Raw genomic sequence first — 18,629 nt, forward strand, 5'->3', positions numbered from 1 at the left:
GTCACCTCGCGCGATTACGAGGATCGGCTGATCCCGCTGGTGCGCAAGATGGAACGGAAACATGGAAAGCTGCGGCTGCTGATGCAGCTTGGCCCGGATTTCGAAACCTATACGACCGGCGCGATGTGGGACGACGCGCGGCTGGGCCTGACCCATTGGCGCAGTTTTGAAAAGGTCGCGGTGGTCAGCGATATCGGCTGGATCACCCGATCGGTGAAAATGTTCGCGCCGCTGATGCCGGGCGAGGTTGCGGTCTTTCCCGGCGACGCGATGCAGGCGGCGACTTCGTGGATCACCGAAGGGGCGGGGTCGGCGAAACCCGAGAAATCCGGCTCCGGAAAGACTGCGCAGGACAGTGCCGCGCCCGGGAAATCCTCGACCCGCAGCCAGCGGGCGACAAGGCCGGACGCGGCGAAGTCCGCTGCGGCGAAAGAGGCCGCGGGATCGACCGGCAAGACGGCTTCGGCAAGGCCCGCGGCCGGGCGGAAAGCGGCCGCATCCCGAACCGCCGCGAAAAAAGCCGTCGCGAAGCCGGGATCGGCGAAACCCCTGGCCAGCGACTCCGCATCCGGGAAGGCCGGGGCAAGCTCTGGCGCCACCAATGGCAAGGCGGCCACGAAAAAACGCGGCTCCGCCGCAAGACCGGCGCGCAAGCCCGCCGCCCCGAGCAGGCCGAAAGCCTAGCCTTTCAGCCGCCGCCTGTGCCGGTGCGTCGCTTCGGCGGCCGCCTTCACTTGCCTCTGCGATCTGTCCCGGCCTTGGATTGCACGATCCCTTTCCGGTCGCGTCAGCTTGCCCGCAAGGGGAAAGGCGCCTGATCCCCGGCAGGGCGTGCCGGTGCGTGCAAGGCGCTGGCGGCGCTGCCTTTCCGCTTCGCCGACATCGCGCATTGACAGGTTCAGAAACTTCCCTGATAACGCGTCGAAAGTTGAGTAAAGGAGTCGGATATGCCTGACGTGAACAAACGGACCTTTCGGAGCATCACCCCCAAGCGGATCGTCGCCCTGGGCGGCGCCGCGGCCATGGTCATCGGCACGCCGCTGATGGCCCAGGCAGAGCGGATCGAGGGCCGCTCGAGCTATGTCATCGCGCAAGCCGAGGGCGAAGGAGAGGGGGGCGCGGCCGAAGCGCCGGTCAATGCCGAGGGCGAGGGTGAAGCGTCAGCCGCCGAAGGCGAGGGCAAGGGCGCCGAGGGCGAAGGCGAGGGGGGATCGGTTGCCGCCGAAGGCGAGGGTGAAGCCGCTGCTTCCGAAGGCGAGGGTGAAGCTGCCGCTTCCGAGGGCGAGGGTGAAGCCGCCGCTTCCGAAGGCGAAGGAGGCGGCGAGGGCGAGGGTGAAGGCGGCGGCGCCGCAATCGATCCCGATGTCGCCTTTCTGACCGATCTCGGCTTCATGGAAGGCCATCTGCGCGCGGGGCTTGCGCTGTACGAGGCGGGCGATCTGTCGGCGGCAAAGACGCATATGGGCCATCCGATCGAAGAGAAGTACGAAGCCGTCGCCAAGCGGCTTGACCAACTGGGATATGGCGATCTGCGGGAACAGATCTCGGCGCTTGCCGCAGCGGCCGAGGCGGAAGATTCCTATGAGAAGATTGCGGAAATGTTCGGCAAGGTGCGCCAGACGCATGAAGAGGTCCGGACGAATTTCGACGCGGCTGATCAGTTGAAATCCTTTGCGGCGCTGACCCGTGTCGCGGCCGACGAATACGCAATAGCGGTCGAAGGCGGAACACTGGCGAATGTAAAGGAATACCATGATGCCTGGGGCTTCATGCGGGTGATCGAGGCCGAGGCAGGCGAACTTGCGGCAAGCGACGACGCCAAGGCGTCGGATGCGGCGGCGGCGATCGTGGAACAGGTCGAGGCGGCAGGTTCCGCGTTCGGTGATCTGCAGGGACAGGGAGATTACGAAAAGGATCCGTCCATTCTCTACGCGGCAGCGGCAAGAATGGAACTGGCCTCCCTCGGGGCAGAGTGAATCCATGATGATCGTCATCGGAAACGCCCTTGACACCCACGAAACGGCGGCCTTGCGAGAGGCCGCCGAGAAGCTCGAATACGAGGATGGAAAGCGCACCGCCGGTCGCTATGCGCGCAACGTCAAGAGCAACCTTCAGGCGGTGGCATCGCCGGGACTGGAGACGATCTTCACCAAGGTGCGCGACACGCTGAACGGCAACGAGGTGTTCCGCTCGGCGGCGCGGCCGAAGAAGTTCGCACGCCTTCTCCTGTCGCGCTATCGCGGCGGGATGACCTATGGCACCCATGTGGACGATCCGGTGATGATGGGCAGCCGGACGGATCTGTCCTTCACCCTCGCGCTCAGCGATCCGGGGGAATACGATGGCGGCGAACTGGTGATGGAGGACGCGGTGGAAGAAAGAGGCGTCCGGCTTGCTGCCGGTGATCTCGTGCTCTATCCGACATCGGCGCTGCACCGGGTAGAACCCGTGACCCGCGGCGAACGGATGGCCATCGTCGGCTGGGTCACCAGCTGGGTCCGCGACCCGGCACGCCGTGAGATCCTGTTCGACCTCGACGCCGCCGCCAAGGCGATCTTCGACGAACAGGGCAAGTCGCCGGCTTTCGACCGGGTGTTCAAGGCCAAGGCGAACCTGTCGCGCATGTGGTATGACGACTAGCTGTCCGATACCGGTCTTCGATGGCGAAATCCTCGCGCCAGAGCGGGCCGGGGCGCGACGGCAATCATTCGGCAAAGGCAATGTCGGTTCGCGCCCGGCCGTCCTTCTGCGGTCTGGAAGGCGGGCGCGATCAGCGTTCGACTGACGTCAACAGATCCTCGAGCACCAGCGCCATGATCCTGGCGCTGTCGATCATGTCCTGCACGCCGATCCATTCGTCGGGCTGGTGGGCCAGATCCAGCACCCCCGGACCATAGGCGATGCAGTTCTTCAACTTTCCGATCCGGTCGATATGCTTCTGGTCATAGGTGCCGGGGCTGACGACATAGTCGGCTTCGCGGCCCAGCACGCGCCCGATCGCGGCTGCGGTCGAGGTCACGATCGGTGCGTCCTTGTCGGTCATTGACGGCACCACCTCGAAAAGGTCGCGAATCTCGTATCGAAAGCCGGGCCGCCGCGCCTTGACCCGATCCAGCAGGGCCGTGATCTCGGCCTTGACCTCGGCCAGATCCTCTTCGATCAGAAAGCGCCGGTCGATGGTGATGCGGCAGCGGTCGGGCACGCAGGGCGCGGGCAGGCCGGTATAGCCGTCCTCCGGTTCGGGCGCGCCACCATGGATCGCGTTGAGGTTCAGCGTCGATGACCGCGCGCCTTCGGGGATCACCGGCATCGCGGTATGCTTGCCGGCCAGCAGCGGCCACAGCGCGGCCTCCATCTCGGCCAGAACGGCACCCATGTGGCGCACCGCGCAATCGCCCAGAAACGGCATCGAGCCATGGGCGATCCGGCCATGCGTCTCGATCTCGGCCCACCAGACGCCGCGATGGCCCAGGCAGATGCGGTCCTTGTGCAGCGGCTCGGGGATGATGACGTGATCGACATGAGCAAAGGCACCCCGTTCGGCCAGGTAGGCGACGCCGCCATAGCCGCCCGATTCCTCGTCCGCTGTCGCGCTGATCTCGATGCTGCCCGCGAAATCGGGATGGGTCGCCACGAAGGCTTCGGCGGCGATGATGCTGGCCGCCAGCCCGCCTTTCATGTCGCAGGATCCGCGGCCATAGATCCTGTCGCCGTCCAGTTCGCCCCCGAAAGGATCGCGGGACCAGCCATGGCCGACCTCGACCACGTCGTGATGGCCGTTGAAATGGACGCATTCGCCCGGCGTTGCGCCCGCCTTGCGGGCGATCATGTTCCAGCGCGGATAGGTGTCGCTGTCGCCGGGGCTGCCTTTGGCACGGATCAATTCGCAGTCCCAGCCCTGCGGCGCCATCCGGGCCCGCAGATAATCGCAGATGTCGCGATAGTGTCGGCCCGGCGGGTTCAGCGTCGGGATGCGGATCAGATCCTGCGTCAACGCGATCAGATCGTCACGCCGCGCCTCGATGGCGGATTTCAGCGAATTCATGGCCCACAGGCTAGGCCGCGCCGCCTGCGAAGACAACGCCCCGTCGCGACGACGGGCCGGGCGGAGAACGGCCCGCCGACAGGTCCGGCAGATGCAGGGCCCGCGCCCGGAACCGCACGGCCCGATGCGGCGCCTTCCGCTGGCCCCGGGCGCGCGCGTCGTGGTAGCCTGATCCGGAACCGGGCCGTCCGTCAGGCCGCGCCGCGGGGTTCGGCCCGGAGAGATATCGTTGATCGCCTTCTTCCGCCTGATTGTCCTTGTGCTGCTGCTCGAGGCGATGTTCTATCTGCTTCTGCGACTTTACATCCGGTCGCTGCGCCGCGAGAGGCTGGAGAACATCTGGGCCGAGCGTCACCCCGACATGGCGGGCGATCGGGCCGCCCGGGGCAAATTCGTCCGCAAATCCATGGTCGGGTTTGACAAGAGCCTGCGGTCGCGGCTCTTGTGGCTGGTCTTCATCATCCCGACATTGACGATCATGGGAATCGTCTACTGGATCAACTGGCAATAAGGGGCCGCCGGAAAATGCATTACGTCAAGGTCGTTCTGGGGGTTCTGCTGGGGATCGTGGTGTTCCTGTTCCTGGATTATGCGCTTCCGTCAAAGAACACTGTCCGGATCACCAATACCTATAACCGGCTGACCCCGGTCACCTCGTCGAACGCGATCTTCTACGCCGCCCAGGATACCGGAACGGTTCAGAACGCCTCGGGGCAGCGCGATGTCCGCTTCATCGAAACGGTGCGCCCGAATGGCAAGGTCTTTGTCTATCGCAACGAGGATACCGGCTGGATCTGGCCGCCCTATTTCAAGTATGACAGCGCCAATCTTCATGCCGAGGCGACCAATCTGCGATCCGGAAAAGCCGATCCGCAATGGGTCAGCGTGACTGCCTATGGCTGGCGCATCCCATGGTTGACCGCCTATCCCAACGCGATCGCGATCGACACGCTGGCCAATCCCAATGACCGCCCGCGCAACTGGGGCGCGATGATCATCTCTGCCGTCCTGCTGATCTTCCTTGTGCTGATCTGGCGCATGTGGGCGCAGTTCCGCGAACGGACCCTCGACCCGGCGATCAGATCCGCGGATGCAAGGTGGGATCGTACCACCGATCGCGTCACCTCGGACGCCGCCGGCGCGCGCGGGCGCCTCAGCGGCTGGTGGAACACTCGGCGGGCCAGGCCGCGGAAATAGCCGACCGGATCGGCGCGGGCCCAGGATCCAAGCGCCGGGAACGCCGTCGGGCCGCCGCCTTCCGCGCCCCGATCGGGCGCCGTTCCGCGACAATGCCTGACCGATGGAAGTGCCGCGCGTGCGCCTCGCACCTTGCCGCCCTGACCGGCTGGGGCTACCTTGCACCCTGCCATCCGGTCCGAGGGGGGACATGTCCGATCATCGCAATCCCGGCACCGATCTTCGCATCGAAGGCTTCGCCGATATCCGCATCAATACGCCCGCCGCGCTGCGCCGGGCGGCGACGCTGCCCGTGCGCCGCAGCCTGAAGAAGGACCATCAGGCAGCCTGGCTTCTGAATGCGGTCCGCTGCATCGACCTGACCACGCTGGCCGGCGACGACACCGAGGATCGGGTGGCGCGGTTATGCGCCAAGGCCCGCCAGCCCGTCGCCGCCGAATTGCTGCAGGCGATGGGCGTGCCTCACCTGACCACGGGCGCCGTCTGCGTCTATCCCACCATGGTCGCCGCCGCCAAGCGCGCGCTTGGCAATTCCGGCATTCCCGTGGCCAGCGTCGCGACCGGCTTTCCCGCCGGCCTGATGCCGCTGGATCTGCGTCTGGCCGAGATCCGTCATGCCGTCGATCAGGGCGCCGACGAGATCGACATCGTGATCACCCGCGCCCATGTCCTGCGCGCCGAATGGACCGCCCTTTATGACGAGATCCGGGCCATGCGCGATGCCTGCGGACCCGTCCGGATGAAAACCATCCTCGCCACCGGAGATCTGAAATCGCTGGAAAATGTCGCCCGTGCCAGCCATGTCGCGATGCAGGCCGGGGCCGACTGGATCAAGACCTCGACCGGCAAGGAAGGTGTCAACGCGACCCTGCCCGTGTCGCTGGTCATGTGTCGCGCGATCCGGGACTACCGGACCCTGACCGGGCACCGGGTCGGATTCAAGCCGGCGGGCGGATTGCGCACCGCCAGGGACGCGATCGACTGGCAGGTGCTGATGGCCGAGGAACTGGGCCGCGACTGGTTGAGCCCGGACCTGTTCCGCATCGGCGCCAGCAGCCTTCTTGGCGATATCGAACGCCAGATCAGCCACCACGTCACCGGCCGCTATGCCGCCGGTCATCGCCAAGCCATCGCCTGAGGGACAGAATGAGCCGCGTGAGCGAAATCATGGACAGCATGGAATACGGCCCCTCGGTCGAAGACAGCAGTGCCGCCCGCGACTGGCTGAAGGCGCGCGCGCCCTTTGGCCATTTCATCGGCGGCAAGGTCACGAAACCCGGCCAGACCTTCGCCACCCGCGATCCCTCGACCGGCGAGGCGCTGGCCAAGGTGACGCAGGGCAGCGCCGAGGATGTGGCGCAGGCGGTCAGGGCCGCGCGCCGGGCACAGCCGAAATGGGCCGCGCTCAGCGGGACCGAACGCGCCCGTTACCTTTATGCCATCGCGCGGCATGTGCAGAAACGCGAACGCATTCTGTCGGTCCTGGAGACGCTGGATAACGGCAAGCCGATCCGCGAAAGCCGCGACATCGACATTCCCCTGGTCGCGCGACATTTCTATCACCACGCGGGTTGGGCCGAACTGCGCGATACGGCCTTTCCGGGCCACGCGCCGCTGGGCGTCTGCGGCCAGATCATCCCGTGGAACTTTCCGCTGCTGATGCTGGCCTGGAAGATCGCGCCCGCCCTGGCGGCAGGGAACACGGTGGTTCTGAAGCCCGCCGAATACACCCCGCTGACGGCCTTGGCCTTTGCCGAAATCTGCCAGCAGATCGGCCTTCCCGCAGGTGTCGTCAACATCGTGACCGGCGACGGCGAAACCGGCGCGGCGCTGGTGGCGGCGCAGGTGGACAAGATCGCCTTCACCGGCTCGACCGAGGTCGGCCGCGCGATTGCCGGCGCGATGGCGGGCAGCGGCAGGGCTCTGACGCTGGAACTGGGCGGCAAATCGCCCTTCATCGTGATGGAAGACGCCGATCTCGACGCGGCCGTGGAGGGCGTCGTCGATTCAATCTGGTTCAACCAGGGCGAGGTCTGCTGCGCCGGTTCCCGCATCCTGGTGGCCGAGGCGGTTTCGGACCGGTTCGAGGCGCTGCTGCGCGCACGGATGGAAAGGCTGCGGCCGGGTCCGCCGCTGGACAAGTCCACCGATATCGGAGCCATCGTCGATCCGGTGCAGAAGGACCGCATTCTGTCGATCTGCAAGGCTGCGACCGATGCCGGGGCTGAACTGATCGGCGGACAGCCGGGCGAGGGCTGTTTCATCGCACCGGGCTATCTGCGCAACATCGCCCCAGGCAACCCGGGCATGGAGCAGGAAATCTTCGGCCCCATCGCGACACTTTCGACATTTCGCACCGCCGACGAGGCGATCTCGCTGGCCAATAACACGCGCTACGGGCTGGCAGGCTCGGTCTGGTCGGAAAGCGCCAGCGTGGCCACGGACATCGCCGCGCAGGTCAAGGCCGGGGTGCTGTGGATCAACTGCGCCAATGCCTTCGACGCCGCGGCGCCCTTCGGCGGCTATCGCGAAAGCGGATTCGGCCGCGAGGGCGGGCGCGCGGGGATGCTGGATTACCTGGCCGAACCGAAGATAAAATCGGCGGGCGAAGCCGCGCCGAAGGCGCCGGTCGTGATGGACGGCGCGGAGCAGGGCGGCGGGCTGGACCGCACCGCCAAGCATTATATCGGCGGCGCGCAGAAACGGCCCGATGGCGGTGTCATGTATGGGGTGGCGGGCGGACTTGCACCTTTGGGCAACCGAAAGGATATCCGAAACGCGGTCGAGGCGGCGGCCAAGGCCGGCAAATGGGCCGCGATGGGCGGTCACGGGCGCGCGCAGGTTCTGTACTATATTGCCGAGAACCTTGCTGCCCGCGCCGAGGATTTCACGCGCCGGACCAGCCGGGCCGAAACCGATGCCGCCATCGCCCGCGCCTTCCACTATGCGGCATGGGCCGACAAATTCGACGGCACCAACGTGCAGGCCAGGCCCGGCCATCTGGTCAATGTGATCCCCGAGCCTTTCGGTGTCATCGGCATCGCCTGCCCGAACATGCAGCCCCTGGCCGGGTTCATGTCGCTGGTCATGCCCGCCATCGCGATGGGCAATTGTGTCGTGGCGATCCCCGCGCAGGACGATCCGCTGGCGCTGGCCGATCTGTATCAGGTCTTCGACACCTCGGACCTGCCGGCCGGGGTGGTGAACATCGTGACCGGATCGAAACCGGACCTGGCGCAGGTTCTGGCCGCCCATGATGCCGTGGCCGCGATGTGGTATCCGGGCGCCGGGCTGGAGGCGGTCGAACTTGCGGCGGGCGGAAACCTGAAGCCGGTCTGGTCGCCCGTGAACCGCGACTGGACCGGAGCCGAGGCGCAGGGTGAGGAGTTTCTGCGCCGCGCCACCCGGACCAAGACGGTCTGGCTGCCTTATGGCGCCTTGCCGGCAGGTGCCGGCACGGCCTATTGATCGCCGGGGGACTTTGCGTCCCCCGGACCCCCTGCAAGGTATTTGGAAAGAGCGCGAGGGGAAGGCCGGCCCGCCGCCCGGTCCGGCGCGCCTGTGTCAGCGGCCGCGGATCCGCGGGTCCATCGCGTCTCGCAGCCCGTCGCCGATATAATTCACGCACAGAACCGTCAGCGAGATGAAGATGCCGGGCAGGATCACCCGGCTGGGATAGAGGACCATCTGATCCACGGCGTCGTAGAGCAGCCGCCCCCAGGTCGGAAAATCCGGGGGAAAGCCGAGACCCAGAAAGCTCAGCGCGCTTTCGGTGATGATCGCGGTGGCGATGCCCAGGGTCGCCGCGACCATGATCGGCGACAGCACGTTGGGCAGGATGTGGCGCAGGATCATCCGTCGCGGCGGCGTGCCGATGGATTTCGCGGCAAGGATGAATTCACGCTCTTTCAGGCCCAGCACGTCGCCGCGCACGATGCGCGCCGATTGCATCCAGCTTGTCGCGCCGATGGCCGAGACGATCAGGATGAAGATGCCCGTCGCCGGCCCGAAATTCTGCGACAGGGGTTCACGGAACAGCGTCACCATCAGCAGCAGCAGCGGCAGCAGCGGCAGCGCCAGGAACAGTTCGGTGATCCGCATCAGCGGCGCATCGAGGCGTCTGAAATAACCCGACATGACCCCGATCATGCTGCCGAGGAAGATCGCGATCAGCATGGCCGTCATCCCCACCGCGATCGAAACGCGGCCTCCCGCCATCAGCCGGGCCAGCATGTCGCGGCCCAACTGGTCGGTGCCCAGCGGATGGGCGGCCACGAAGCCGGAATTGCGGGCGCGGATATCGACATAGGTCGGATCGATCGTCCACAGCCAGGGCCCGATCGAGACGAACAGCAGCACGAGGACGAACAGCACCAGCGCCACCATCGCGCCCCTGTGGCTGCGGAACTGCCGCCAGACATCGCGCCACTGGCTGCGCGTCTCGCCGCCCGCACGGACCGGGTCGTCTGGCGGCAGGTCGGCGGTGACGGCCGCGTTTCCGGCGCTTTCGTCGACCAGCTCGGCCGTGTCGAGGTGACGTTGGCGTTCGGTCTCAGTCATAGCGGATCCGGGGGTCGAGGACGCCGTAGAGGATGTCGGCGATCAGGGTGAACATCACGATCAGGATCGCGAAGATGAAGGTCAGCGTCAGCACCATCGGAATGTCGTTGCCGTTGATGGCCGTGATCAGCAATTGTCCAAGCCCGTTCACCTTGAACACCTGCTCGGTGATGATGGCGCCGCCGAACACCGTCGGCAGTCCAAGCGCGATCACGGTGACGACCGGGATCAGGCTGTTCCTCAGCACGTGTTTCAGCACCACCTTGCGTTCGCCCAGGCCCTTGGCGCGGGCGGTGCGGACGTAATCCTGCCCCAGATTGTCCAGCATCGAGGCGCGCATGAAACGGCTGATCTGCGCCGCGTTGTACAGCGCGAGAACCGTCACCGGCATGACCATCTGCCGGACCTGGGCCAGAAAGCTGTTCCAGTCGCGCACCACCAGCGTGGTGTCATAGACCGAGGGAAACCATTGCAGCTTGACCCCGAAGACGATGATCAGCACGACCCCGGTGAAGAAGGTCGGCATCGAGAAGCCGACCATCGACACGAAGGTGCCCAACTGGTCGAACCAGCTATACTGCTTGTAGGCCGAGACGATGCCGATCGGGATCGCGATCATCACGCCGACGACATAGGACATGCCGACCACCACCAGCGTCTGCGGCAGGCGCTGCGCGATGATGTCGAAGACGGGGCTGCGCGACTGGAAGCTGATGATGCGTTGTGCGCCGGCGCTGAAATCGGTGCCGAAGGCCTGGTCGAACCAGTAGACCGGCTCGACCCAGAAGAACTGCTTCAGCCACAGGACATAGCGGATATACCAGGCCTGTCCCAGCCCAAGCGCCTCGCGCATCTTTTCCTTCACCTCGGGCGGCACTGTCAGCGGCACGTCGGCCAGCGGATCGCCGGGCGAGGCCTCCAGCAGCAGGAAGATCACCAGCGAGATGAACAGAAGCGTGGGAATCGCCAGCAGCAGGCGCCGGATGGTGAAATTCAGCATGACGCGGCCCTTCGGGTTCCTGTCGTGATGCGCATGGGTGCCGTCCCTGTTGTCGACCCGCCCTTGCGCCGCCTTCTGGCGGATGGGGGCAGGCGGAAACCGGGCCGCCTGCGGCGAGGCGGGCGGCCCGGATCATCGGTTCAGATCACTGCTGCTTGCGCGACCAGTCCGCCACATTCCAGATCTCGGTGTCCCAGGCATTCAGCTTGACGCCTTCCAGCGTGTTGCTGACGGCCGAAGCGGTGCCGCGATAGACCAGCGGGATGATGACGTTGCTGTCCTTGGTCAGCATGTCATTCATCTTCTTGCCCAGATTGCCGCGTTCGGTCAGATCGACCGTCTTGCCCAGTTCGGCGACCAGCTTGTCATATTCCGGGTCGCAGAAGCGGGCGTGATTTTCGCCCTGCCATTGGGTTTCCGGCCGGGGCGCCTTGTCGCAGGTCCATTGCGCCAGATAGGGCTCGGGGTTGTTGCCTTCGAAGTTGTTGGCATACATCTCGACATCGGCATAGAATTTCTGGAACGTGTCGGGCGAGCCCGCATCCCCGCCGAAGAAGACCGAGGCATCGACGGTCTTCAACTCGGTCTCGATGCCGATTTCCGACCACCATTGCTTGATCAGCGCCTGAAAGTCCTGACGCACGGCATTGACCGAGGTCTGGTACAGCAGCGACAGCCTGACGCCGTCCTTCTCGCGGACGCCGCTGCCGTTATCGACCCAACCGGCATCTTCCAGAACCTTCTTGGCCCCTTCGATGTCCTGCGTCAGGCAGGCGGTGTTGTCCGAGGCCCATGCCTCGGGCGCGGGGACCAGGTTGCAGGTGGGCTTGCCGGCCTGACCATAGCCGATCTCGGTCAGCAGGCTGCGGTCGATGGCCATGGACAGCGCCTTGCGCACGGCCGGGTCCGTGGTGATCGGGTTGGGGTTCTTGGCGGTCGAACGTTCGCCTTCGGGCAGGGATGAGGAGGCGTCGGTCAGGTTGACCAGGATGCGTTCGACCAGGCTGCCGAAGGCGACCTGCACCTTGCCCTTGCCGCCGGCTTCCATCCCCGCCAGCACGTCCGGCGCCAGCTGCGTGTTCCAGGCATAGTCGTATTCGCCGGTTTCCAGAACCGCGCGCGCGGCGGCGGATGCATCGCCGCCGCCCTTGATGGTCAGCGTGGCGAAGGCGGGCTTGTCGGGTTCGCGATATTCGGGGTTGGCCTCGAAGGTGATCACGTCGTTGGTCTTGAACTCGATCACCTTGAAGGGGCCGGTGCCGATCGGGTTGAAGTTCTGTTCCGTGCAGGTCGATGCCGCCGCACCGGTGCAATTTTCGAACTGCGCCTTTTGCAGGATCGGCGACTGGCCGCCGACGAAGGCCGAGAACGGGTCGGGATGCGGTTCGGCGAAGGTCACCTTCACGGTCAGCGGATCGACCGCTTCGACGCTTTCGATTCCCTCGTATTTCGCCAGCTGCGCACAGCCGCCTTCCGGGTCCATGCAGTAATTCGCGGTGAAGACCACGTCATCGGCCGTCAGCGGCGTGCCGTCGGACCAGGTGATGCCGTCCTTCAGCTTCCAGGTCACCGTCTTCAGATCTTCCGAGATGCCGCCGTTTTCCAGCGACGGAAGCTCGGCCGCGAGGCGCGTGGTCAGCTTGCCGTCGGCGGTAAAGCTGGCCAGCGGCTCGATCACCATGCTGGCGGCGATGACGTCCTTGGTGCCGGCCGACAGATACGGGTTCATGGTCGAGGGCGCCTGCCACATGATGATGTTCAACTGCCCGTCCGAGCCGCGTTCGGCCATGGCGGCGGGGGCAAGCGCGAGGGTCGCCGCCGCGCCCATCAGCAAGGTCTTCAGTTTCATTCCACTCTCCTGTTGGGGGTTGGTCCGCGGGGCCGGGGCGATCTGTGCCGCCTGTTCTGATCTCGGCTCAATCCGTTGACGGGTATCGTCTTTTCTTGTTTCTCTCCCGGATTTCCGGGCCGGCATCCTGTCCCGTGTTGCCTGCGGAATGGGCACATCTTCTGCCGATCCCGCCGCCGAAAGCAAGTGCTATCGCGTCGAACCGATCGGCGCCGCATTCCGCTTTGACATTTGAGGCGCTCTGACTAGCCTTTGGGCAGAACGTAGGACAGGAACCGCGATGCTGGACGAATCCCCCCTGGTTTCCATCGAGAAGCTCCGCGTCGAATTCGAAACCAACGACGGCGTGGTGGTCGGCGTCAAGGATGTCAGCTTCGACATCAAACCCGGCGAATGCGTCTGCGTGGTCGGCGAATCGGGTTCGGGCAAGTCGGTATCCTCGCTGTCGCTGATGCGGCTGGTGGAATTCGGCGGCGGCACCATCACCAACGGCAAGCTGATGTTCGATACCGGCGACGGCAAGGTCGTTGACCTGGTCCGGCAATCGACGCCGGTGATGCGCGACATCCGCGGCAATCAGATCGGCATGATCTTCCAGGAACCGATGACGGCGCTGAACCCGGTCTTTACCGTCGGCGATCAGTTGGCCGAGGGGCTGATCGAACATCGCGGTCTGGACAAAAAGGCCGCCCGTGCCCGCGCGCTGGAGATCCTGAAACAGGTTCGCATCCCCGAACCCGAGCGGCGCATGGATCAGTATCCGCACGAATTGTCGGGCGGAATGCGCCAGCGGGTCGTCATCGCCATCGCCATGGCCTGCGAGCCGCGCCTGCTGATCTGCGACGAGCCGACGACCGCGCTTGACGTGACCATCCAGGCGGAAATCCTGGCGCTGATCGACCGGCTGAAGCGTGAAAAGCAGATCGCCGTTCTTTTCATCACCCATGACATGGCCGTGGTCGCGCAGATGGCCGATCGCGTCGTGGTCATGTATCGCGGCGACAAGGTCGAGGAAGGACCGGTCGAACAGATCTTCGAGGCACCGCGCGAAGATTATACCCGGATGCTGCTGGCCGCGGTGCCGCGTCTGGGCGAGATGTCCGGCAAGCCCGCCCCCGAACGCCTGCGCCTGATGCGCGACGGAACCGTGGGCAAGCCCGAGCCGATCATCGTGGCCGATCCGAAACCGCTGCTGACGGTCGAGAACCTGGTCACGCGCTTTGCGGTCAAGGGCGGCATCATGCGCCGGACCGTCGCCAATGTCCACGCGGTCGAGGATGTCAGCTTCACCATCAACGGCGGTGAAACGCTGTCGCTGGTGGGCGAATCGGGCTGCGGCAAATCGACCTGCGGGCGGTCGATCCTGCGGCTGGTCGAACCGCAATCGGGCCATGTGAACCTTGGCGGGACCGATGTTCTGGCGTTGTCACAGCGCGGTCTGCGACGCGCGCGCCGCGACATGCAGATGATCTTTCAGGATCCTTTCGCCAGCCTCGATCCGCATATGAAACTGTATGATCAGGTCGCCGAGCCGATGCTGAATTACGGAATCGGCAATCGGTCCGAACGTCAGGACCGGATCGCCGCTTTGTTCGACCGGGTGGAACTGCCGCGCAGCTTCATGCGCCGCTATCCGCATGAAATGTCGGGGGGCCAGCGCCAGCGCATCGCCATCGCCCGCGCCCTGGCGCTGAACCCGAAACTGATCATCGCGGACGAGGCGGTCTCGGCGCTGGATGTCTCGGTGCAGGCGCAGGTGCTGAACCTGCTGATGGAATTGCAGCAGGATATGGGCATCTCGATGCTGTTCATCAGCCACGACATGGCGGTGGTCGAACGGGTCAGCCATCATGTCGGCGTCATGTATCTGGGACGGATCGTGGAACTGGGCACCCGCGCGCAGGTCTTCGAGAACCCGCAGCACAGCTATACCAGACAACTGATGCTGGCCGTCCCCGTCGCCGATCCGCGCCAGAAGAAGATCAGCGAGGATCTGGAATTCCGCCCGATCCCTTCGCCGATCCATCCGGTCGATTACCTGGCCAGCCCTTCGGTCTATCGCGAAGTCGCGCCTGGTCACCGGGTGCTGGTCGATCCCGTGACCCATTCGTGAGGATCGAACCGCCGATCGGCCCCGGCGCGGTCCCCGAATTTCGCGCCGACCTGCCAGCCTCCGCGGATGTCGTGGTCATCGGCGGCGGCATCGTTGGGGTCACCACGGCACTGTATCTTGCTCGCGACGGGCTGTCGGTCGTGCTGTGCGAAAAGGGCGTGATTGCGGGCGAACAATCCTCGCGCAACTGGGGTTGGGTCCGCGCGCAGGGCCGCGACGAGGCCGAAATTCCGATCATGCTGGAGGCCCGCCAGCTATGGCGCGGCCTGTCACGGGAACTGGGCGAGGGGCTGGGCCTTGCGGCTTGCGGCGTCAGCTATCTGGCACGGGGCGAGGCCAGCATGACCCGCTACGAGGCATGGCTGGACGTGGCCCGCCACCACGGCCTGGACAGCCGCATCATGGGCCGCGCAGAACTGGACCGCGTGCTGCCCAATTCGGCAGGCTGGCTGGGTGCGCTGACCACGCCATCGGATATGCGCGCCGAACCGGCCTTCGCCGTTCCCGCCATCGCCCGGCTGGCCGCGGCGGCAGGCGTCACCATCCGCGAACATTGCGCCGCCCGCGCGCTGGAGACGACGGCCGGACACATCTCGGCCGTGCTGACCGAGGCTGGGGCGATCCGGACCGACCGCGTTCTTCTGGCAGGTGGCGCATGGTCGGGTCTTTTCGCGGGCAATGCCGGGATGATCCTGCCGCAATTGTCGGTCCGCGCCACCGTCGCCGCCACCGAGGCCATGCCCGAATTCTGGCCCGGCGCCGCGGCCGATCCGGATGTCGCCTTCCGCCGCCGCGCCGATGGCGGCTATACGCTGGCGCCCGGCACCGCGCATGATTTCTGGATAGGCCCGGCGGCGTTCAGACATCTGCGGGCCTATCTGCCCCAGATCCGCCGCGACCTGTCGCAGACAAGCCTGCAACCGGCCGCGCCCAGGGCCTATCCGGATGCCTGGCGCACGCCGCGCCGATGGTCCGCCGACGCAGCCTCGCCCTTCGAGGCGGTGCGGATCCTCAGCCCGGATCCGAATCCGGCCCGCATCGACCATCTCGTCAAGGCGTTTGCCAGCGCCTTTCCGCGAATCGGCCGCCCGCGGATCCGTGCCGCCTGGGCGGGAATGATCGACACGATGCCCGACCATGTTCCGGTGCTGGACGAAACTCCGATGCCCGGATTCTTCGTCGCCACCGGCCTGTCCGGCCACGGCTTCGGCATCGGTCCGGGGGTGGGCCGCGTCATGGCCGCCATGATTCAGGGCCGGGCGCCGCGCCACGATCTGACACGGTTCCGCTTTTCGCGCTTCTCGGACGGATCGCCCGTCACGCTGGGGCCCGATCTCTAGGTCACAGCCGCTCGCGCTCTTTCCGGATATCTCCGGCGTGCGGCGCCCACTTGCAGGCCGTGCAGGAAAGTCTCATCCTGCGCCGCGAAGGAGATCCATCATGCCCGTCAAGAACCGATTTGCCGAATTGCTGCCCGAAATCACCGCCTGGCGCCGCGATTTCCACGAGAATCCGGAATTGCTGTATGACGTTCACCGCACGGCGGGAAAAGTCGCGGATCTTTTGCGGGATTTCGGCTGTGACGAGGTGACGGAAGGGATCGGCCGGACCGGTGTTGTCGGGGTCATCAAGGGCAAGTCGGACAAGACCGGCCGGGTGATCGGTCTGCGTGCCGATATGGACGCGCTTCCGATCAACGAACAGACCGGGCTGGATTATGCCTCGAAGACGCCTGGCAAGATGCATGCCTGCGGCCATGACGGCCATACGGCGATGCTGCTGGGCGCGGCGAAATACCTTGCCGAGACGCGCAATTTCGACGGCACGGCGGTGGTCATCTTCCAGCCCGCCGAAGAAGGCGGCGGCGGCGGCGACGCGATGGTCAGGGACGGGCTGATCGATCGCTGGAAGATCGACGAGGTTTACGGGATGCACAACATGCCGGGCATCCCCACCGGCGCCTTCGCCATCAAGCCCGGTGCGATGATGGCCTCTGCCGACCAGTTCGACATCACCGTGACTGGCAAGGGTGGCCACGCGGCAAAGCCGCATGAATGCATCGACACGACCCTGACGGCGGCGCAGATCATCGTCGCGCTGCAATCCGTCGTCGCCCGCAATATCGATCCGCTGAAGAACGCGGTGATCTCGGTCTGCGTGGTCACGACCGATTCGACCGCGCATAACGTGATTGCGCAGGTGGTCAAGCTGCGGGGCACCGCGCGCAGTCTCGATCCCGGCGTCCGCGACCAGTTGCAAGAGGGCATTGGCCGCGTTGCCATCAATGTGGCAGCCGCGATGGGTGCGACGGCCGAGGTCGATTATCAGCGGGGGTATCCGGTCACCGTGAACGACGATCAGGCAACGACCTGGGCCGCCAAGGTGGCCCGCGACATCGCCGGCGATGTGGACATGGAGATGCAGCCGATGATGGGTGGCGAGGATTTCAGCTACATGCTGCTGGAACGCCCCGGCGCCTATATCTTCGTCGGCAATGGCGATTCCGCGATGGTCCACCATCCGGCCTATAATTTCGACGACAACGCCATCCCGGCCGGATCCAGCTGGTATGCCGGCATGGTCGAAAGCCGGATGCCCGCCGCCTGAATCGTCGCGCGCGGCAGGCCATGTCGCAGCACCGCCGGCCGAGGTCGGAAACACGATGGTCATGGCACGCCGTTCGGTCGAAATGCGGGGGCGGGCGGCGAAGATCGACCCGCCCTGACAAGTTGAAGGGACGGATCCGACATGAACAGCTATACCCTGCGCGTCACCTGCGCCTCGACCCGCGGGATCGTCGCCGCGATCTCGGGCTTTCTGGCGCAGCATGATTGCAACATCACCGACAGCGCGCAGTTCGACGATGCCGAGACCGGCAATTTCTTCATGCGGATGAGCTTTCGGTCCGAAGGTGGGGCGACGCTGGACGGACTTCAGGCCGATTTCGCGCCGATTGCGGGGAAATTCGGCATGGAGATCGAGATCAGCGACGATGCGGTCAAGAAGAAGGTGCTGATCATGGTCAGCCGCTTCGGCCATTGCCTGAACGACCTTCTCTATCGCTGGCGGATCGGCGCGCTGCCCATCGACATCGTCGGTGTGGTTTCGAACCACCACGAATATCAGAAGGTCGTCGTCAATCACGACATCCCTTTCCACATGATCCGCGTGACCGCCCAGAACAAGCCCGAGGCCGAGGCCCGGCAGTTGGAGATAATCGAGGAAACCGGGGCCGAACTGATCGTCCTGGCGCGCTACATGCAGGTCCTGTCGGATGCGATGTGCCACAAGATGTCGGGGCGGATCATCAACATCCACCATTCCTTCCTGCCCAGTTTCAAGGGGGCGAATCCCTACAAGCAGGCTTATGAGCGCGGCGTGAAGCTGATCGGGGCGACCTCGCACTACGTCACCGCAGATCTGGACGAGGGCCCGATCATCGAACAGGACACGGTGCGCGTCACCCATGCCCAGAGCCCGGGCGATTATGTCAGTCTCGGTCGCGATGTGGAAAGCCAGGTCCTGTCGCGCGCGGTCCATGCCCACATCCACGGCCGCGTGTTCGTGAATGGCGCGAAAACGGTCGTCTTCCCCGCCTCGCCAGGCAGCTATGTCTCGGAGCGGATGGGCTGAGCAATCAACACGGCCATGGTGCAGGTCCGAACCGGCGGCGGGGGGCTTCGCGCCCCCCGGCCGCGCGTCCCGCGCGGCTCCCCCCGCGGGATATTTGGACCAAGGCAAGGCAGGTTGACGATTTTTTTACAGATTCCAGGTTATTCACCGAATGCGGTACAGGCGGGGACGCCGATGACCGTCCAAGGCAAAGCGCCCCGTTTCCTGATGGAAGCGGGGCGTCATCGACTTT

At 65.3% G+C, this 18,629-nt stretch carries 15 protein-coding genes; 11 read left to right on the top strand and 4 right to left on the bottom strand.

Going from position 1 to position 18,629, the window contains the following annotated elements:
- The 3 genes from B4A72_RS09525 to B4A72_RS09535 all read left to right on the top strand — a co-directional run.
- Window positions 1-684: STAS/SEC14 domain-containing protein (locus B4A72_RS09525; protein ID WP_292978437.1), on the top strand; the 684-nt coding region annotated here is incomplete at its 5' end.
- 263 nt (window positions 685-947) lie between these two features.
- A complete protein-coding gene (locus B4A72_RS09530) occupies window positions 948-1,976 on the top strand; it encodes a hypothetical protein (RefSeq protein ID WP_292978439.1) in 1,029 nt (342 codons plus the stop codon).
- Between the two features lie 4 nt (window positions 1,977-1,980).
- Window positions 1,981-2,640, top strand: coding sequence for a Fe2+-dependent dioxygenase (locus tag B4A72_RS09535; protein ID WP_292953381.1), 660 nt, complete (start codon window positions 1,981-1,983; stop codon window positions 2,638-2,640).
- 130 nt (window positions 2,641-2,770) lie between these two features.
- Here B4A72_RS09535 and B4A72_RS09540 read toward each other — a convergent pair whose 3' ends face one another.
- Window positions 2,771-4,045, bottom strand: coding sequence for an acetylornithine deacetylase/succinyl-diaminopimelate desuccinylase family protein (locus B4A72_RS09540; protein ID WP_292978441.1), 1,275 nt, complete (start codon window positions 4,043-4,045; stop codon window positions 2,771-2,773).
- 229 nt (window positions 4,046-4,274) lie between these two features.
- Between B4A72_RS09540 and B4A72_RS09545 the strand changes: the two genes are divergently transcribed.
- The 4 genes from B4A72_RS09545 (at window position 4,275) to B4A72_RS09560 (ending at window position 8,710) form a co-directional block, all read left to right on the top strand.
- Window positions 4,275-4,556, top strand: coding sequence for a hypothetical protein (locus B4A72_RS09545; RefSeq protein WP_292953375.1), 282 nt, complete (start codon window positions 4,275-4,277; stop codon window positions 4,554-4,556).
- A gap of 14 nt (window positions 4,557-4,570) precedes the next feature.
- The gene (locus B4A72_RS09550; RefSeq protein ID WP_292953372.1) at window positions 4,571-5,242 is read left to right on the top strand and encodes a DUF1523 family protein; all 672 of its coding nucleotides are present in this window, start codon (window positions 4,571-4,573) and stop codon (window positions 5,240-5,242) included.
- 190 nt (window positions 5,243-5,432) lie between these two features.
- Window positions 5,433-6,380 carry a deoxyribose-phosphate aldolase gene (deoC, locus tag B4A72_RS09555; RefSeq protein ID WP_292953369.1) on the top strand — a complete coding sequence of 316 codons (948 nt, stop codon included), beginning with the start codon at window positions 5,433-5,435 and terminating at the stop codon, window positions 6,378-6,380.
- 8 nt (window positions 6,381-6,388) lie between these two features.
- Complete coding sequence (locus tag B4A72_RS09560; RefSeq protein WP_292978443.1) at window positions 6,389-8,710, top strand: aldehyde dehydrogenase family protein; 2,322 nt, start codon at window positions 6,389-6,391, stop codon at window positions 8,708-8,710.
- Window positions 8,711-8,806: 96 nt separating this feature from the next.
- On the opposite strand, the gene B4A72_RS09565 is transcribed toward B4A72_RS09560, so the two are convergent.
- The 3 genes from B4A72_RS09565 to B4A72_RS09575 form a co-directional block, all read right to left on the bottom strand.
- Window positions 8,807-9,802: an ABC transporter permease gene (locus B4A72_RS09565; RefSeq protein WP_292953363.1), complete on the bottom strand. Its 996-nt coding sequence runs from the start codon at window positions 9,800-9,802 to the stop codon at window positions 8,807-8,809.
- Window positions 9,795-10,802 carry an ABC transporter permease gene (locus B4A72_RS09570; RefSeq protein ID WP_292978445.1) on the bottom strand — a complete coding sequence of 336 codons (1,008 nt, stop codon included), beginning with the start codon at window positions 10,800-10,802 and terminating at the stop codon, window positions 9,795-9,797. Before B4A72_RS09570 ends, B4A72_RS09565 begins: the two co-directional genes overlap by 8 nt.
- Window positions 10,803-10,947: 145 nt before the next feature.
- Window positions 10,948-12,651: a peptide ABC transporter substrate-binding protein gene (locus B4A72_RS09575; protein WP_292978447.1), complete on the bottom strand. Its 1,704-nt coding sequence runs from the start codon at window positions 12,649-12,651 to the stop codon at window positions 10,948-10,950.
- Window positions 12,652-12,931: 280 nt separating this feature from the next.
- Here B4A72_RS09575 and B4A72_RS09580 point away from each other — a divergent pair, with 280 nt between their 5' ends.
- From B4A72_RS09580 to purU, 4 genes are all read left to right on the top strand, one after another.
- Window positions 12,932-14,764, top strand: a complete 1,833-nt coding sequence (locus B4A72_RS09580; protein WP_292978449.1) for an ABC transporter ATP-binding protein — start codon at window positions 12,932-12,934, stop codon at window positions 14,762-14,764.
- A 2-nt stretch (window positions 14,765-14,766) separates the two neighbouring features.
- The gene (locus B4A72_RS09585; protein ID WP_292978476.1) at window positions 14,767-16,104 is read left to right on the top strand and encodes an NAD(P)/FAD-dependent oxidoreductase; all 1,338 of its coding nucleotides are present in this window, start codon (window positions 14,767-14,769) and stop codon (window positions 16,102-16,104) included.
- A gap of 100 nt (window positions 16,105-16,204) precedes the next feature.
- Window positions 16,205-17,371, top strand: a complete 1,167-nt coding sequence (locus B4A72_RS09590; RefSeq protein ID WP_292978451.1) for a M20 aminoacylase family protein — start codon at window positions 16,205-16,207, stop codon at window positions 17,369-17,371.
- 141 nt (window positions 17,372-17,512) lie between these two features.
- Window positions 17,513-18,397, top strand: a complete 885-nt coding sequence (gene purU / locus B4A72_RS09595) for a formyltetrahydrofolate deformylase (RefSeq protein WP_292953345.1) — start codon at window positions 17,513-17,515, stop codon at window positions 18,395-18,397.
- Window positions 18,398-18,629 lie beyond the last annotated feature (232 nt).

This window comes from Paracoccus sp. UBA5162 (assembly GCF_002413585.1).
Classification (GTDB): domain Bacteria; phylum Pseudomonadota; class Alphaproteobacteria; order Rhodobacterales; family Rhodobacteraceae; genus Paracoccus.

Coding starts and splice junctions, on each gene's coding strand:
- B4A72_RS09540 (WP_292978441.1), bottom strand. CDS start 4,045: ATGAATTCGCTGAAATCCGCCATCGAGGCGCGGCGTGACGATCTGATC.
- purU (WP_292953345.1), top strand. CDS start 17,513: ATGAACAGCTATACCCTGCGCGTCACCTGCGCCTCGACCCGCGGGATC.
- B4A72_RS09530 (WP_292978439.1), top strand. CDS start 948: ATGCCTGACGTGAACAAACGGACCTTTCGGAGCATCACCCCCAAGCGG.
- B4A72_RS09590 (WP_292978451.1), top strand. CDS start 16,205: ATGCCCGTCAAGAACCGATTTGCCGAATTGCTGCCCGAAATCACCGCC.
- deoC (WP_292953369.1), top strand. CDS start 5,433: ATGTCCGATCATCGCAATCCCGGCACCGATCTTCGCATCGAAGGCTTC.
- B4A72_RS09580 (WP_292978449.1), top strand. CDS start 12,932: ATGCTGGACGAATCCCCCCTGGTTTCCATCGAGAAGCTCCGCGTCGAA.
- B4A72_RS09575 (WP_292978447.1), bottom strand. CDS start 12,651: ATGAAACTGAAGACCTTGCTGATGGGCGCGGCGGCGACCCTCGCGCTT.
- B4A72_RS09550 (WP_292953372.1), top strand. CDS start 4,571: ATGCATTACGTCAAGGTCGTTCTGGGGGTTCTGCTGGGGATCGTGGTG.
- B4A72_RS09535 (WP_292953381.1), top strand. CDS start 1,981: ATGATGATCGTCATCGGAAACGCCCTTGACACCCACGAAACGGCGGCC.
- B4A72_RS09570 (WP_292978445.1), bottom strand. CDS start 10,802: ATGCTGAATTTCACCATCCGGCGCCTGCTGCTGGCGATTCCCACGCTT.
- B4A72_RS09565 (WP_292953363.1), bottom strand. CDS start 9,802: ATGACTGAGACCGAACGCCAACGTCACCTCGACACGGCCGAGCTGGTC.
- B4A72_RS09560 (WP_292978443.1), top strand. CDS start 6,389: ATGAGCCGCGTGAGCGAAATCATGGACAGCATGGAATACGGCCCCTCG.